The 15,646-nt window shown below is 72.2% G+C and carries 13 protein-coding genes and 1 pseudogene; 7 read left to right on the top strand and 7 right to left on the bottom strand.

Annotation, left to right across the window (positions count from 1 at the left end; all coding sequences use genetic code 11):
* Positions 1-66 precede the first annotated feature (66 nt).
* Positions 67-321 (top strand): preprotein translocase subunit SecG, encoded by a 255-nt coding sequence (gene secG, locus SM573_RS19145; protein ID WP_474614726.1) that lies wholly within the window; start codon positions 67-69, stop codon positions 319-321.
* Positions 322-454: 133 nt separating this feature from the next.
* Positions 455-796, top strand: a complete 342-nt coding sequence (locus SM573_RS19140; RefSeq protein WP_474614707.1) for an RNA polymerase-binding protein RbpA — start codon at positions 455-457, stop codon at positions 794-796.
* A gap of 87 nt (positions 797-883) precedes the next feature.
* Here the strand turns inward: SM573_RS19140 and pgl are convergent, their stop codons facing one another.
* The 6 genes from pgl to tkt all read right to left on the bottom strand — a co-directional run bounded on the left by pgl (position 884) and on the right by tkt (position 9,263).
* The gene (gene pgl / locus SM573_RS19135; protein ID WP_474614708.1) at positions 884-1,654 is read right to left on the bottom strand and encodes a 6-phosphogluconolactonase; all 771 of its coding nucleotides are present in this window, start codon (positions 1,652-1,654) and stop codon (positions 884-886) included.
* Positions 1,655-1,726: 72 nt separating this feature from the next.
* Positions 1,727-2,740, bottom strand: coding sequence for a glucose-6-phosphate dehydrogenase assembly protein OpcA (locus SM573_RS19130; protein ID WP_474614709.1), 1,014 nt, complete (start codon positions 2,738-2,740; stop codon positions 1,727-1,729).
* Positions 2,737-4,287: a glucose-6-phosphate dehydrogenase gene (gene zwf / locus SM573_RS19125; protein ID WP_474614727.1), complete on the bottom strand. Its 1,551-nt coding sequence runs from the start codon at positions 4,285-4,287 to the stop codon at positions 2,737-2,739. The genes SM573_RS19130 and zwf overlap by 4 nt, the downstream gene beginning before the upstream one ends.
* A gap of 2 nt (positions 4,288-4,289) precedes the next feature.
* Complete coding sequence (locus SM573_RS19120) at positions 4,290-5,924, bottom strand: glucose-6-phosphate isomerase (protein ID WP_474614728.1); 1,635 nt, start codon at positions 5,922-5,924, stop codon at positions 4,290-4,292.
* 8 nt (positions 5,925-5,932) lie between these two features.
* Entirely contained in the window at positions 5,933-7,111 is a 1,179-nt protein-coding gene (gene tal / locus SM573_RS19115) for a transaldolase (protein WP_474616726.1), read from the bottom strand.
* 16 nt (positions 7,112-7,127) lie between these two features.
* Positions 7,128-9,263, bottom strand: a complete 2,136-nt coding sequence (tkt, locus tag SM573_RS19110; RefSeq protein WP_474614711.1) for a transketolase — start codon at positions 9,261-9,263, stop codon at positions 7,128-7,130.
* A 264-nt stretch (positions 9,264-9,527) separates the two neighbouring features.
* On the opposite strand from tkt, the gene SM573_RS19105 reads away from it, so the two are divergent.
* The 3 genes from SM573_RS19105 (at position 9,528) to SM573_RS19095 (ending at position 12,072) form a co-directional block, all read left to right on the top strand.
* Entirely contained in the window at positions 9,528-10,487 is a 960-nt protein-coding gene (locus SM573_RS19105) for a heme o synthase (RefSeq protein WP_474614712.1), read from the top strand.
* 325 nt (positions 10,488-10,812) lie between these two features.
* Positions 10,813-11,142 carry a hypothetical protein gene (locus tag SM573_RS19100; RefSeq protein ID WP_474614713.1) on the top strand — a complete coding sequence of 110 codons (330 nt, stop codon included), beginning with the start codon at positions 10,813-10,815 and terminating at the stop codon, positions 11,140-11,142.
* Between the two features lie 18 nt (positions 11,143-11,160).
* Complete coding sequence (locus SM573_RS19095) at positions 11,161-12,072, top strand: ATP-grasp domain-containing protein (protein ID WP_474614714.1); 912 nt, start codon at positions 11,161-11,163, stop codon at positions 12,070-12,072.
* A 163-nt stretch (positions 12,073-12,235) separates the two neighbouring features.
* On the opposite strand, the gene SM573_RS19090 is transcribed toward SM573_RS19095, so the two are convergent.
* Positions 12,236-13,183 carry a COX15/CtaA family protein gene (locus SM573_RS19090; RefSeq protein ID WP_474614729.1) on the bottom strand — a complete coding sequence of 316 codons (948 nt, stop codon included), beginning with the start codon at positions 13,181-13,183 and terminating at the stop codon, positions 12,236-12,238.
* Between the two features lie 152 nt (positions 13,184-13,335).
* On the opposite strand from SM573_RS19090, the gene SM573_RS19085 reads away from it, so the two are divergent.
* The gene (locus SM573_RS19085) at positions 13,336-14,103 is read left to right on the top strand and encodes a helix-turn-helix transcriptional regulator (RefSeq protein WP_474614715.1); all 768 of its coding nucleotides are present in this window, start codon (positions 13,336-13,338) and stop codon (positions 14,101-14,103) included.
* Positions 14,100-15,527: pseudogene (gene sufB / locus SM573_RS19080) on the top strand (Fe-S cluster assembly protein SufB); the annotation flags it as partial. The gene SM573_RS19085 and the pseudogene sufB, both read left to right, overlap by 4 nt.
* Positions 15,528-15,646: the final 119 nt, after the last annotated feature.

Raw genomic sequence — 15,646 nt, 5'->3', positions numbered from 1 at the left:
GGTCGGTGCCACCGTGCCCGACCTGTCCGGGCGAGGATCGCTACGAGAGGACTGACCCCAGCCATGCTGCCGACCTGGTTCGCATACACGTTGATCGTGTTGCTGATCATCACGAGCATCCTGCTCACCATGCTGATCCTGCTGCACCGAGGTAAGGGCGGTGGGCTGTCCAGCATGTTCGGCGGGGGCGTCAGCTCCAGCCTCGCCGGTTCCTCGGTCGCGGAGAAGAACCTCGACCGTTACACGGTGCTGGTCGGCATCGTCTGGTTCGCCTGCATCGTGGGTCTGGGCCTCTGGCTCCGGCTCCAGATGAACACCTGAGCGGCCCTTCCGAGTCGTACAATCTGCGCGCGGTCCGTCACCCGACGGGCCGCGCGCAGATCTTTTTCCACGCCACCGCGTCGCCCGCCGTCCCCCCGCGGCGGTTCCCCTCCGACGACAGGAGCGAGCAGCCGTGCCCCATGGCAACGTGATCCGGGGCTCCCGGATCGGATCCGCCCCCGAGCGCCCGCCCGAGCAGTACGAGCCGGCCCCCCGCCAGGCGGTCACCTACTGGTGCCGCAACGGCCACCGCATCGAGATCCTGATCTCGGCCGACGCCACCGCGCCGCCGCAGTGGGACTGCCGGCGCTGCGGTCACCCGGCCGGCCGGGACGCGCGGAACCCGCCGGGGCGGGCCCGGCCGGAGCCCTACAAGAGCCACCTGGCCTACGTGAAGGAGCGACGCACCGACGAGGAGGGCGCCGCGATCCTCGCCGAGGCGCTGGCCGAGCTGCGCCGCCGTCGCGGCCGCTGAGCGCGCCGCCGGCCCGCCGAACGGCACGGGTGGCCGTCGCGCGGGACGGCCACCCGGGTGCGCCAGACCGGCACCGCCGGTCTGGCGTCAGCGGAGGCTGCGCAGCCGGGCCGGCACGTCGGCGGCCGCGGCCCGGTCGAGCAGCCAGAGCGTACGGCCCACGCCGTGCACGCCCGCGGCGGGCAGCTGCACGGGCCCGGCGCCGGCCAGGGCCATGCCCACGGCCCGGGCCTTGTCCGCGCCGCTCGCCACCAGCCAGACCTCCTCGGCCGTGTTGATGGTCGGCAGGGTCAGCGTGGTGCGGACGGGCGGCGGCTTCGGGCTGCCCCGCACCGCGCTGACCGGTCGGCTCTCGTAGTGCACGGGGTGCTCCGGGAAGACCGAGGCGACGTGCCCGTCCTCCCCGACGCCGAGCATGAGCACGTCGAAGTGCGGCAGCGCGGCGGTGCCGGGCCGGGCGGCGGCGGCCAGTTCGGCCGCGTACCGGGCGGCGCCCTCCTCCGGGTCGGCCCCGGCGGGGCCGTCGGAGGCCGGCATCGGGTGCACCCGGGCCGGGTCCAACGGCACCACGTCGAGCAGCGCCGCGCGGGCCTGCGTCTCGTTGCGCTCCGGGTCCCCGGCGGGCAGGAACCGTTCGTCGCCCCACCAGACGTCCACCCGTGACCAGTCGACCGCGTCCCGCGCCGGCAGGGCCGCGACGGCCCGGTAGACGGCCGCGGCGATACGGCCGCCCGTCAACACCACCGACGCCTGGCCGCGCTCGGCCTGGGCGTCGAGCAGCTTCACCACCAGGCGTGCCGCCACCGCCTGCGCCAGCAGCTCGGCGTCCGCGTGGACGGCGACACTCGCCTCACTCATCCTGTGCCTTTTCGTCTTCTCGCCGACCGCCGCGCGGACGGTACGGGTCTTGCGGGTGCGTGGTCGTCGCCGTCAGCTCTGGCTGGTGCTGGCGTGCGCGGTGACGCCCGCCTCGGCCCGCTGCGCGGTGGCCGGGTCCTTCCACACGTGGACCCGGGTGCCGGGGCGCTGCTCCAGACCGGTCACCCCGGCGATGGCACCCAGTGCCTCCGCGTAGACCTGGTCGGCGTCGAGCCGCCGCAGCTCCTCGGCCAGCTCGTCGCCGAGCGGACGGCGGACCAGCGGCAGGTGCCGGTCCTCCTGGCCGGTGCGCCGGAACGTGGCCACGCTGTCGTCCCGGGTGAGGGTCAGCTCGTCGCCGTTGGCGCAGCGCAGCTGCACCTCCCGCATCCGGGGGAACTCGTCGGTGTGCTCCCAGCGCGGGCTGATGCCGAGCCGGCTGGCCAGCCAGCCGCACATCAGCGCGGCGGTCGGGTCCTGCCGGGGTGCCACCAGGGTGGCCTCGGTGACCCTGGCCTCGGTGGTGTCGAACGCTCCGGCGACGAGCGTCCGCCAGGGGGTGATCCGCGTCCAGGCCAGGTCGGTGTCGCCCGGTGCGTAGTCGTGGGCACGCTGGCGCAGCGCCGCCACCGGGTCGGCGGCCTGGGCCGTGTCGGTGATGCGGCGGTCGGCCACCACGCCGAGGAAGTCCGTGGCGATCTCCGCGGGCGGCTCACCGTGCCACCAGGTGACCACCGGCACGTCCGGCACCAGCAGCGGCATCACCACGGACTCCGCGTGCAGCGCCAGCCGGCCGTACATCCGCATGACCACGGCCTCGCAGGGGCCCAGCCGGCCACCCACGACGATCTCCGCGTCCAGGCGGTTGCGTTCCCGCTCGATGTCGGAGCGGACCACGACCAGCAGCCGGCACGGGTGGGCGGCGGCGGCGATGGTCGCCGCCGCCTCCGCCTCGCGTACCCGCTTCTCGTCCACCACGACGATGAGGGTGAGCGCCATTCCGCTGGCCACGCCGCCCGCGCTGCGCCGCTCGGCGGCGAGGGCCTTGACCACCTCGTTGCCGGTGGTGTCCCACAGGCCGATCATGCTCTTCTCCAAGCCCGGCCCTCGCGGGCCAGCATCTCGTCCGCAGCGCGGGGACCCCACTCGCCGGCCCGGTACGGCTCCGGTCGGGTGCCGGCCCAGGCCCGCTCCAGCGGGTCGATCACCTGCCAGCTCTGCTCGACCTCGGCGGCGTCCGGGAACAGCGTCCGGTCGCCGATGAGCACGTCCAGCACGAGCCGCTCGTACGCCTCGGGGCTGGACTCGGTGAACGCCTCGCCGTACTGGAAGTCCATCGCGATGTCGCGGACCTCCATGGCGGTGCCGGGCACCTTGGAGCCGAACTTGAGCACCACGCCCTCGTCGGGCTGGACCCGGATGACCAGCTGGTTGTTGCCGAGCGACTCCACGTCGGTGCGGTCGAACGGCAGGTGCGGCGCCTTCTTGAACATGATGGCGACCTCGGTGACCCGCCGGGGCAGGCGCTTGCCGGCCCGGATGTAGAACGGCACCTCGGCCCACCGGCGGTTCTGGATGCCCAGCCGGACCGCCACGTACGTCTCCGTGGTGGAGTCCTGCGGGACGCCCGCCTCCTCCAGGTAGCCGAGGGCCCGCTCGCCGCCGACCCAGCCGGGGAGGTACTGGCCGCGCACGGTGCCGGCGTTCACGTCCTTCGGCAGGGTGATGGCCTTGAGCACCTTCAGCTTCTCCGTGCGGATCTCGTCCGGGTCGAAGCTGGTCGGCTCCTCCATGGCCACCAGCGCCAGGAGTTGGAGGAGGTGGTTCTGGAGCACGTCGCGGGCCGCGCCGGCCGAGTCGTAGAAGCCGGCGCGGGTGCCGATGCCGACGTCCTCGGCCATGGTGATCTGCACCGAGTCGACGTACTTGGAGTTCCACAGCGGCTCGAACAGGTTGTTGGCGAACCGCAGGGCGAGGATGTTCTGGACGGTCTCCTTGCCCAGGTAGTGGTCGATCCGGAAGACGTCCTTGCGGGTGAAGACGTCGTCGACGAGGTCGTTGAGCGCCTTCGCCGACGGCAGGTCGTGCCCGAACGGCTTCTCCACCACCACCCGGCGCCAACCGCCGGACTTCGCGTTGTCCGCCATTCCGGTGCGGGCGAGCTGCTTGAGCACCACGGGAAAGGCGGCCGGCGGGATCGAGAAGTAGAACGCCGCGTTGCCCGGGATGCCGTGCGTCTGGCGCAGCTCGTCGAGGGTGGTGGCCAACTGGTCGAAGGCCTCGTCGTCGTCGAACGAGCCGCCGACGAACTTGATGTTGCCGGCCAGCCGGGCCCAGACCTCGTCCCGCCAGGGTGTGCGGGCGTGCTTGCGGGCCGCCTCGCAGGCGAGGGTCTCGAAGTCGCCGTCACCCCAGTCGCGGCGGGCGAACCCGAGCACCACGAAGCCCGGTGGCAGCAGCCCCCGGTTGGCGAGGTCGTAGACCGCGGGCAGCAGCTTCTTCCGGGCCAGGTCGCCGGTGACCCCGAAGATCACCAACGCGCACGGCTCGGGAATCCGCGGCAGCCGCCGGTCCTGCGGGTCGCGCAGCGGGTTCACACCGCTTCTTCGCTCCGCGTTGTCCACGTCTTCCATCCTCACGCGCCCAGCTCACCGGCCGCATCGAGAAGCTGGGCCAGGCCGGCGGCCCGGTCGGTCAGGTGCAGCCGCAGCACCGGGCGGTCCCGGCCGGCGAGCGCCTGCCGGTCGCCGGCGGCCTGGGCCGCCTGGAGCTCGCCGAAGGTGTACGACTTCCCGGGCACCGGCAGGTCCTCGCTGACCGCGCCGGTCAGCTGAAGGTAGCTGCCGACCTGGGGGCCGCCCTTGTGGTACTGGCCGGTGGAGTGCAGGAAGCGCGGACCCCAGCCGAAGGTGACCGGGCGGCCGCTGCGGGCCAGCAGTGGCCGCAGCCGGGCCGCGTCGGCGTCGGCGAACCGGTCGAGGTACGCCATCACCGCGAGGTATCCGTCGTCACCCAGCCCGTCGACCAGCCAGCGCAGCACGCCGGCCAGGTCGCCGGGGGCGCCGGTGGGGGCGTACACCTCGATGGCGCCCTCGGTGAACGACGGCGTCTCCGCCGGCAGCCCCGAGGCGAGGATCTTGTTGGTGTTCTCCTTGGACTCGGTGACGTTCGGCTGGTTGAACGGGTCGATGCCGAGCACCACGCCGGCCACCGCGGTGGCGTACTCCCAGGCCAGGAACTGCGCGCCGAGCGGGCCGTTGACCGCCACGTCCACGTCGCCCCCGCCGCCGGGCACCTCGCCCGGGGCCAGCGCGCCGCCGTAGCTCACGGTCAGCACGTCGCCGCCGGTGGCGCCGGGGCTCTGCGGCGACTCCACCACGACCGGCAGGATGCCGACCCCGGCCTTGCCGGTCGACTCGGCGATCAGCTGCTCGGCCCAGTCGCCGAGCCCGTCGATGCCGGTGCCGTCGGAGACCAGGGCGACCTTGTCCCGGCCGCCGGTGGCGGCCGCACCGAGCGCGGCGCCCAGCGCCAGCGCCGGATTGTCCCGGTCGCCGGCCAGCGAGGCGGCCAGTGCGTCGGCCTGGTCGAGCAGCTCCGCCACCTCCACGCCGGCCAGCGCCGACGGGACCAGCCCGAACGCCGTGAGCGCCGAGTAGCGGCCACCGACGTTCGGGTCCGCCAGCACGGTGAACGCCCCCATCCCGGCGGCGATCTCCTCCAGCGGCGAGCCCGGGTCGGTGACGATGACGAAGTGCCGGCCGGCCTCCGCCTCGGTCATCCCGGCGTCCAGGAACGCCTGCCAGTACGCCCGCCGGTGGCTGTCGGTCTCCACGGTCGAGCCCGACTTGCTGGCCACCACGACCACGGTGCGCTCCAGCCGGTCACCCAGCGCCGCCCGGACCTGGCCCGGGTCGGTGGTGTCGAGCACGGTCAGTGGCCGGCCGAGGGTGCGGGTGATCACCTCGGGGGCCAGCGACGAGCCGCCCATGCCGGCGAGCACGACGTGGTCGAGGTCGCCCAGCTCCGCCTTCAGCTCCGCGAGCTGGGGCAGCAGCTCGCGGCTGCGCTGGTGGGTGTCCACCCAGCCGAGGCGGATCTTCGCCTCGGCCTCGGCGTCCGGGCCCCAGAGGCTCGGGTCCTTCGCGGCCAGCTTGCCCGGCACGCCGGCGGAGACCAGCGCGTCGCGCGTCGAGGCCGGGGCGGACTTGTCGACGGCCTCCGCCCCGTGCACGGTCAGGCCCGCGGCCGACTCGGCCGGGGTCGCCATCAGGTCGCTCACGCGTTGCCTCCCGCCTGGGCCGCCGCCTGCGCGTTGCCCTGCGCCGCCCGGCCCGGGGTGCCCGCGCCCCGCGCCGCCGACTCCAGCGACTTGCGTACGCCGTCGAGCAGCTCCAGCCAGCTCGCCTCGAACTTCTCGACGCCCTCCTGCTCCAGCACCGCGATCACGTCGGTCATGTCCACGCCGGCCGCCTCCAGGTCGGTGAAGACCTTGCGGGCCGCGTCGTACGAGCCGGTGATGGTGTCGCCGCGGGTCTCCCCGTGGTCGCCGTAGGCGTGGATGACCGACTCCGGCATGGTGTTGACCGTGCCGGGGGCGATCAGCTCCTCGACGTAGATGACGTCCCGGTAGTCCGGGTTCTTCGTCGAGGTGGAGGCCCACAGCGGCCGCTGCGGGTGCGCCCCGGCGTCGGCCAGGGCCTGCCAGCGGGCCGAGGAGAAGACCTCGCCGTAGCGCTCGTACGCCAGCTGGGCGTTGGCGATGGCCGCCTTGCCGCGCAGCGCCTTCGCCTCGGCCGAGCCGATCTTCTCCAGCCGCTTGTCGACCTCCGTGTCCACCCGGGAGACGAAGAACGAGGCCACGGAGCCGATCTTCGACAGGTCGTGGCCGTTCGCCTTCGCCTGCTCCAGGCCGGCGAGGAAGGCCTCCATCACCTGCGAGTAGCGGTCCAGACCGAAGATCAGCGTGACGTTGACGCTGATCCCCTCGGCCAGCGTCGCGGTGATCGCCGGCAGGCCGGCCTCGGTGGCCGGGATCTTGATGAAGAGGTTCGGCCGGTCGATCAGCCACCAGAGGGCCTTCGCCTCGGCGACCGTCTTCTCGGTCTCGTGCGCCAGCCGCGGGTCGACCTCGATCGACACCCGGCCGTCGACGCCGCCGCTCTTGTCGTACGACGGCCGCATCACGTCGCACGCCCACCGCACGTCGTACGTGGTGAGCATGCGGACGGCCTCCTCGACCTCCACACCGCGTACGGCGAGGTCGCGCAGCTGCCAGTTGTACTCGTCGGCGTCACTCAACGCCGTCGCGAAGATGGTCGGGTTCGTGGTCACCCCGGCCACGTGCTTCTCGCGGCGCAGCTGGTCCAGCCCGCCGGAGCTCAGCCGCGTCCGGGAAAGATCGTCGAGCCAGATCGCCACTCCCGCGGCGCTGAGCTCGCTCAGCCTGTCCGTCATGCCGTCCACGCTCCCCTCAGTTGCCGGTCGTGAAACCGGTGATGTCGCCCACCCGGGTCAGCGCCGCGCGAGCGGCGGCCACGATCCGGTCGGGGGTGAACCCGAACTGCTCGAAGAGCACCGAGTGCGGTGCGCTGGCACCGTAGTGCTCCAGGCTCACGCTCTCGCCGCAGTCGCCGACGATCCCGCGCCAGGACATCGCGATGCCCGCCTCCACGCTCACCCGTGCCTTTACCCCGCGCGGCAGGACCGACTCCCGGTAGGCCTCGTCCTGCTCGGCGAACCACTCCTGGCAGGGCATCGAGACGACCCGGGTCGGAATGCCGTCCGCCTCCAGCCGCTCCCGGGCGGTGAGGCAGAGCTGCACCTCGGAGCCGGTGCCCACGATGATCACCTGCGGCTTGCCGCTGGACGCCTCGGCGAGCACGTACCCCCCGCGCGCCACGCCCTCGGCGCTGCCCAGCGTGCTGCGGTCCAGCGTCGGCAGGGCCTGGCGGCTCAGCGCCAGCGCGGTCGGGCGGTCGGTGTGCTCCAGCGCCATCCGCCACGCCCAGGCCGTCTCGTTGGCGTCGGCCGGCCGGACGACGTCCAGGCCGGGGATGGCGCGCAGCGCGCTCAGGTGCTCCACCGGCTGGTGGGTGGGGCCGTCCTCGCCCAGGCCGATCGAGTCGTGCGTCCAGACGTAGACCACCGGCAGCTTCATCAGCGCGGCGAGCCGCACCGAGGGGCGCATGTAGTCGCTGAACACCAGGAACGTGCCGCCGTACGGGCGGGTGCCGCCGTGCAGGGTGATGCCGTTGAGGATCGCGCCCATGGCGTGCTCGCGGATGCCGAAGTGCAGCGTGCGGCCGTACTCGTGGCCGGGGAAGTCCTTCGTGGCGTGGCTGGCCGGGATGAACGACGGCTCGCCCTTCATCGTGGTGTTGTTGCTCTCGGCCAGGTCGGCCGAGCCGCCCCACAGCTCGGGCAGCACAGGCGCGAGGGCCTCCAGCACCTTGCCGGAGGCGGCGCGGGTGGCGATGCCCTTCGGGTCGGCGGGGAACTCCGGCAGCGCGTCCGTCCAGCCGGCCGGCAGGGCCCGGTTGGCCAGCCGGTCGTAGAGCGCCTTGCGCTCCGGGTTGGCCTGCGCCCAGCCGTCGAAGACCGCGGTCCACTCCCGCTGCGCCTGCTCGCCGCGGCCCAGCACCTCACGGGCGTGCGCGAGCACCTCCTCGTCGACGGCGAAGCTCTGCGCCGGGTCGAAGCCGAGGATCTGCTTGGTGGCGGCCACCTCGTCGGCGCCGAGCGCCGAGCCGTGGATCTTGCCGGTGTTCTGCTTGTTGGGGGCGGGCCAGCCGATGATGGTGCGCAGCGCGATGAAGGAGGGGCGGCCCGTCTCCGCCCGGGCGGCCAGCAGCGCCTGGTAGAGCGCCTCGACGTCCTCGTGGTAGTCGCCCTGGTCGGCGTCGCCGCGGCGCCAGTCGACGGTCTGCACGTGCCAGCCGTACGCCTCGTAGCGGGCCGACACGTCCTCGCTCTTCGCGATGCGGGTGTCGTCCTCGATCGAGATCTCGTTGTCGTCGTAGATCACGACGAGGTTGCCCAGCTGCTGGTGGCCGGCGAGGGCGCTGGCCTCGTGGCTGATGCCCTCCTCGATGTCGCCGTCGGAGGCGATGCACCAGATGTGGTGGTCGAACGCGGAGGCGCCCGGCTCGGACTCGGGGTCGAACAGGCCGCGCTCGCGGCGGGCCGCCATCGCCATGCCGACCGCGTTGCCCAGGCCCTGGCCGAGCGGGCCGGTGGTGGTCTCCACGCCGGGGGTGTGCCCGTGCTCCGGGTGGCCGGGCGTGAGCGAACCCCACTGGCGCAGGGACTTCAGGTCGTCGAGGCTGAGCGGGTAGCCGGAGAGGAAGAGCTGGATGTAGAGGGTCAGGCTCGAGTGCCCGGCGGAGAGCACGAACCGGTCCCGGCCGGGCCAGTTCGGGTTGGCCGGGTTGTGCCGCATCACCCGGTTGAACAGGAGGTACGCCGCGGGCGCGAGGCTCATCGCGGTGCCCGGGTGACCGTTGCCGGATTTCTCCACGGCGTCCATGGCCAGCACGCGTACGGTGTCGACGGCGCGGCGGTCGAGGTCGGACCAGTTCAGTGCGGTCTCGGATCGGTTGGCAGCCACGTTGGTTGTGCTCCTCGGCAGATGGGCGGAACCCTCACTGGTGACCCTATCGAGCCGTCCTAAACGTCCGCCCGGGGATCACTGCATGCTCCTTCGTACTCCGACCGGAGGATCCGGTGTAGAGCCGGAGCGTGTGACGGCCCGCACCGTTGCCGGGTCGGCCGGGCAGGCAAAACGACAGCGCGTAGTGTGTGGGGCGGTGTGTGGCCCTCGCGGGTCCGGCCGACCCGAATCTCCTGTGCCGACGCCGGAAGGTGGCAATCCGTGAGCATGATCACCGAGCGCCCCGTCAGCAGCCCCGCCGGACAGCAGTCCGCGCGGACGGTGGCGGAGGACTCGGTCGCGCCGCGCCGGGACGTCCGGGCGGTCGTCCGGGCGTACGTGGCGCTGACCAAGCCGCGGATCGTGGAGCTGCTGCTGGTCACCACGGTGCCGGCCATGATGCTCGCCGCCGACGGGCTGCCGTCGCTCTGGCTGATCGCCGTGGTGCTGGTCGGTGGCTCGCTCGCCGCCGGTGCGGCCAGCGTCCTCAACTGCTACATCGACCGGGACATCGACCAGCTGATGCGGCGCACGAAGCGCCGCCCGCTGCCCGCGCACACCGTCTCGCCGCGCAGCGCGCTGATCTTCGGGTTGGTGCTGGCAGTGGTCTCGGTGACGCTGATGGCGGCGTTCACCAACCTGCTGGCCGCCGGGCTCACGCTGGCCGCGATCGCGTACTACGACCTCGTCTACACGCTCTGGCTCAAGCGCACCACGGCGGCGAACACGTTCTGGGGCGGGGCCTGCGGGGCCGCTCCGGTGCTGATCGGCTGGGCCGCGGTGACCGGTTCGCTCGCCCCGGCCGCCTGGGGCCTGTTCGCGGTGGTCTTCTTCTGGCAGATGCCGCACTTCTACCCGCTCGCCATGAAGTACAAGGACGACTACGCGCGGGCCGGCATCCCGATGCTGCCGGTGGTGGCGTCCACCCGCCGGGTCAACGCCGAGATCCTGATCTTCACCTGGTTGACCGTGCTGACCTCGCTGGCGGTCTGGCCGCTGGGCATGAGCTTCGTCTACGGGGTGCCGACGCTCGTGGTGGGTGGCGTCCTCGTGGTCGAGGCGCACAAGCTCGCCCGCCGGGCGGCGCGCGGCCAGGCGGTGAAGCCGATGCGGCTGTTCCACTGGTCGACCACCTACCTGACGATCGTGTTCGCCGCGGTCGCCCTCGACGCGCTGATCTGACGGCCCCGCCCGGGTGGCCGGAGCGGATCGAGCGTCGCGGCCGGGGGAGCCGGCGCATGTCCGGTACCGCCCAGCTATGGCCTCCAAATCATCATCATTGATGAGTTGTCCGGTTTAACGTCACATCCTGATACCTGTCAGCATGAGTCGGACCGGCTCAACCTCACCCGCCGAAGGGCGGGTTTAGCCGGGGGAGTTCGTCCCCAAAGTCCTTATAAAACAGGACAAATTACCTGTGGAGATCTTTAAACGTGCAGGTAACAGGCATCACAAAAGGTTCACGGTTCTCGCACTCGAGGGTGGAAGTCTGCATAGGCTTCGCGTCATGGCAGATGGTTCCGATACGACGCTGACGGCTGAACACACGGACCAGGCCCCCAACGGCCTGGTGGCGGGGATCAAGTCGTTCGCCGCCGGACACGGTGGTGCGAAGGCCGTCATCGAGTACGTCGGCAAGCGTGGCGCGCGCATCGTCCTCGTGGGTGAGGACGGGGCCTGGGGAGACCAGTTCGCGACCGACACGGTCGAGGCCCGGCAGGCCTGCGCCAAGGCGGGGGTCACCGTCGAGAACGCCTGGGAGCGGGAGCTGATGGACCAGATGCGGCCGAGCAACGACCTGTGGCGGTCGATGGCGCGGCGCACGATGGCCCGTTGAGCGGACCGAAGAGATAAGTTGACCAACCACCACCAGTCGACCCGGGGGGAACCCCGGGTCGCTCTCGTCACCTGCCGGGAACTCGCCGACCTCGACCCGGACGACCGGCTCGTACTCGGCCCGCTGGCCGCCCGCGGCGTCACCGCCGAGGCCGTGGTCTGGGACGATCCGGCCGCCGACTGGGCGGCGTACGACCTCGCGGTGCTCCGCTCACCGTGGGACTACATGTCGCGCCGCGACGAGTTCGTGGCCTGGGCGGAGCGCGTACCGAGGCTGGCGAACCCGGCCGACGTCGTCCGCTGGAACACGGACAAGCGCTACCTCGACGACCTGTCGGCCGCCGGCGTCCGGACGGTCCCCACGTCGTGGGTGACGCCGGGCGAGTCGTGGCAGCCGCCCGCCGACTCCGGCGAGTACGTCATCAAGCCCGCCGTCAGCGCGGGCAGCCAGGACACCGGCCGCTACGACCTGGCCGACCCGGAGCACCGTGACCTCGCGGTCGCGCACGTGCGGCGGCTGTCGGACGCCGGCCGGGTCACCATGGTCCAGCCGTACCTGACGGCGGTCGACACGGTGGGCGAGACCGCCCTGCTCTTCCTGGGCGGCCCGCGGGGCCTCGCGTTCAGCCACGCCATCCGCAAGGGGCCGATGCTGACCGGCCCGGACTTCGGCGTCGACGGGCTCTACCGGCCCGAGGAGATCACCGCCCGGGTGGCGACCGAGGAGCAGCTCGCGGTGGCCGGGAAGACCCTCGCGGCGGTGCCGGGCGGCGCGGACCGGCTGCTGTACGCCCGGGTGGACCTGATCCCGGGCGCGGACGGCCGACCGGTCCTCGTCGAGCTGGAACTCACCGAGCCCTCGCTCTTCCTCGGCCATGCCCCCGGCGCCCCGGACCGCCTCGCCGAAGCGATCCAGACCCACCTCCCCTAACCCACCCCCACCCCACCCGCACGCTCCCCGCCGTCTCCGGGCGATCATGCGGTTGTGGTCGTGGACGAAAGGCGCAAAACGCCCGTTCCCTGGCACCACAACTGCAAGATCGCGCGCGGGGTGGGTGGGGCGCGCCGATCCGGGTGGGCGCGCGGCCCCGGGGTTACGCGGGGACGGGTTCCGGGGTGGGGGTGGCGGGGGTGGTCCGGGGTGACGGCGCCGGGCGACGCTCCCGGGTGGACCACTGCACGTGCAGGGTGGCCACCAGCACCAGGCAGGACCCGAACATGTGCGCGCCGACGAGCACGGCCGGCAGGTGGGTGAAGTACTGCACGAAGCCGATCAGACCCTGACCCAGCTCGACCGCGACCAGCACGACCGCGGCACGGGCGGCCCGGGTCGCGCCCACCGCGCGGAACGCCAGGATCATCGCCACCGAGAGCCCGAGCAGCAGGAACACCGAGTCCGCGTGCACCTGGGAGATCGACTCCGGGTCCAGGCCGTTGCGGGCCGCGCCCTTGTCGCCGGCGTGCGGGCCGCTGCCGGTGACCCAGGTGCCGATCACCAGCACCGCGACGCTGACCACCGTGGTGAGGCGGGCGAGCGTCCGCAGCGGCGCGGGCACGGCGGCCGCCACCGGCCCGTCCGGCTCCACGGTCCGGCGCCAGAGGGCGTACGCGGCGGCGATCACCGCCATCGAGGCGAGGAAGTGCAGGCCCACCACCCACGGGTTGAGGTCGGTCAGCACGGTGATCCCGCCGATCACGGCCTGGGCCGGGATGCCGAAGAAGACCGCGACGGCGAGCGGGAGCAGCCCGCGCCGGCGGGGCCGGTGGGCGAGGACCGCGAGCAACGTCGCGAACGCGATGATGCCGACGGCGAAGGTGAGCAGCCGGTTGCCGAACTCGATGACCCCGTGCACGCCCATCTCGGAGGTCGCGACGTACGACGCGTCGGTGCACCGGGGCCAGGTGGGGCAGCCGAGCCCCGAGGCGGTGAGACGGACCGCCCCGCCGGTGACCACGATCCCGATGTTCGCGATGATCGAGGCGAGCGCGAGCCGGCGCAGCAGCGCCGCGGAGACCGGGAACCGGTCGAGCAGCCGGTGCAGCGCGGCGGGGACCGGGAACCGGACGGATCGCTTCACGAAGCGAATCCTACGCACCGTAGTGGATCCACGAACGGGTGATCCCTGTCCCTGGTGTCGGGGATCACCGGCACCCGGGTTTGCGGGCCTTCCGCCATTTACGTAACGTTGGCGTTGTGAAAAAGGCGGCGGGGGTCTCCGGGCACCGGCCGGCGACCGCACCGGTCGCCGGTCAGCCCACGTCCGCCGTCGTGGGGGCCGATCTCTCCACCCGTGACCGGGTGACCCAGCTGTTGCTGGAGCGCGGGGCCACCACGGCCGCCCAGCTCGGCTCGGCCCTGGGGCTCAGCCCGGCGGCGATCCGCCGGCACCTCGACGCGATGCTGGCGGACGGTGACGTGGTCGCCCGCGAGCAGACGGTCCGCGGTCACCGGGGCCGGGGCCGCCCGGCGAAGGTGTTCGTGCTGACCGAGTCCGCCCGCGTCCGCTGCGGCACCCACCACTACGACAACATGGCCACCGCCGCCCTGCGCTGGATCTCCCGCAACGGCGGGTCCGAGGCGGTGGAGGCGTTCGCCGCCGAGCAGGTCTCCGCCCTGGAGGCCCGCTGCCGGGCGGCGATGGAGGACGCCGGCGACGACCCGCTCGCGCGCGCGGAGGCACTCGCCGGTGCGCTGACCGCCGAGGGCTACGCTGCCAACGCGTCCACGATCGCCTCCGGCGGCCAGCTCTGCCAGCACCACTGCCCGGTGGCGCACGTGGCCGCCGAGTTTCCCCAGCTGTGCGAGGCCGAGACCGAGGTGATCTCTCGCCTGGTCGGCACCCACGTGCAGCGTCTGGCCACCATCGCGCACGGCGACGGGGTGTGCACCACGCACATCCCGGCCCAGCCGGGGCGTGCCCAGTCCGGAAAGACCGTCACCACTGTGAGGACAGATAGATGACCGAGCAGATCGTCCAGCCCATGACCCAGGAGGAGCAGCTCGCCGCCCTGGGCCGCTACGAGTACGGCTGGGCCGACCCGGACGTCGCCGGGGCCTCCGCCCAGCGCGGCCTCAACGAGGCGGTGGTGCGGGACATCTCGGCGAAGAAGAACGAGCCGGCCTGGATGCTCGACCTGCGCCTGAAGGGCCTGCGGCTGTTCGAGCGCAAGCCGATGCCGGCCTGGGGCGCCGACCTCACCGGGATCGACTTCGACAACATCAAGTACTTCGTCCGCTCGACGGAGAAGCAGGCCGCCAGCTGGGAGGACCTGCCCGAGGACATCAAGAACACCTACGACAAGCTGGGCATCCCCGAGGCGGAGAAGCAGCGGCTGATCGCGGGTGTCGCGGCGCAGTACGAGTCCGAGGTCGTCTACCACAAGATCCGCGAGGACCTCGAGGAGCAGGGCGTCGTCTTCCTCGACACCGACACGGCCCTCAAGGAGCACGAGGACCTGTTCAAGGAGTACTTCGGCACGGTCATCCCGGTGGGTGACAACAAGTTCGCCGCGCTGAACACCTCCGTCTGGTCCGGTGGCTCGTTCATCTACGTGCCGAAGGGCGTGCACGTGGAGATCCCGCTGCAGGCCTACTTCCGGATCAACACGGAGAACATGGGCCAGTTCGAGCGGACGCTGATCATCGTCGACGAGGGCGCGTACGTGCACTACGTCGAGGGCTGCACCGCGCCCATCTACTCCTCGGACTCGCTGCACAGCGCGGTCGTGGAGATCATCGTCAAGAAGAACGCCCGGTGCCGCTACACGACCATCCAGAACTGGTCGAACAACGTCTACAACCTGGTCACGAAGCGCGCGGTGTGCCACGAGGGCGCGACCATGGAGTGGATCGACGGCAACATCGGCTCCAAGGTCACCATGAAGTACCCGGCGGTCTACATGACCGGCGAGCACGCCAAGGGTGAGGTGCTCTCGGTGGCGATGGCCGGTGAGGGCCAGCACCAGGACGCGGGCGCCAAGATGGTGCACGCCGCCCCGCACACCTCCTCGACCATCGTGTCGAAGTCGATCGCCCGGGGTGGCGGCCGCACCTCGTACCGGGGTCTGGTCCAGGTGATGGAGGGCTCGCACCACAGCAAGAGCACCGTGAAGTGCGACGCGCTGCTGGTCGACACCATCTCCCGCTCCGACACCTACCCCTACGTCGACATCCGTGAGGACGACGTGGCGATGGGGCACGAGGCGACCGTCTCCAAGGTCAGCGAGGACCAGCTCTTCTACCTCATGAGCCGGGGTCTCAGCGAGGACGAGGCGATGGCGATGATCGTGCGCGGCTTCATCGAGCCGATCGCCAAGGAGCTCCCGATGGAGTACGCCCTGGAGCTCAACCGCCTGATCGAGCTCCAGATGGAGGGCGCGGTCGGGGGTCCCCCGCCCCGGCCGGGGGCAGCCCCCCCCCCGCGCGGGGCCGCGCGCACGCCGCCCCGCCTGGGCGGCCGCCCCCGCCCCCACCCCCGCGTTCTCGCGCTCTTGGGGGGGGGCGG

The organism is Micromonospora xinjiangensis, from assembly GCF_056150165.1.
The sequence above is the reverse complement of the archived record's forward strand: the minus strand, read 5'-3'. Positions and strand labels throughout refer to the sequence as shown.

Excerpts from the sequence above, each read along its gene's own strand:
- pgl (WP_474614708.1), bottom strand. The coding sequence starts at position 1,654 with ATGAGTGAGGCGAGTGTCGCCGTCCACGCGGACGCCGAGCTGCTGGCG.
- SM573_RS19130 (WP_474614709.1), bottom strand. The coding sequence starts at position 2,740 with ATGATCGGCCTGTGGGACACCACCGGCAACGAGGTGGTCAAGGCCCTC.
- zwf (WP_474614727.1), bottom strand. The coding sequence starts at position 4,287 with ATGGAAGACGTGGACAACGCGGAGCGAAGAAGCGGTGTGAACCCGCTG.
- SM573_RS19120 (WP_474614728.1), bottom strand. The coding sequence starts at position 5,924 with ATGGCGACCCCGGCCGAGTCGGCCGCGGGCCTGACCGTGCACGGGGCG.
- tal (WP_474616726.1), bottom strand. The coding sequence starts at position 7,111 with ATGACGGACAGGCTGAGCGAGCTCAGCGCCGCGGGAGTGGCGATCTGG.
- SM573_RS19100 (WP_474614713.1), top strand. The coding sequence starts at position 10,813 with ATGGCAGATGGTTCCGATACGACGCTGACGGCTGAACACACGGACCAG.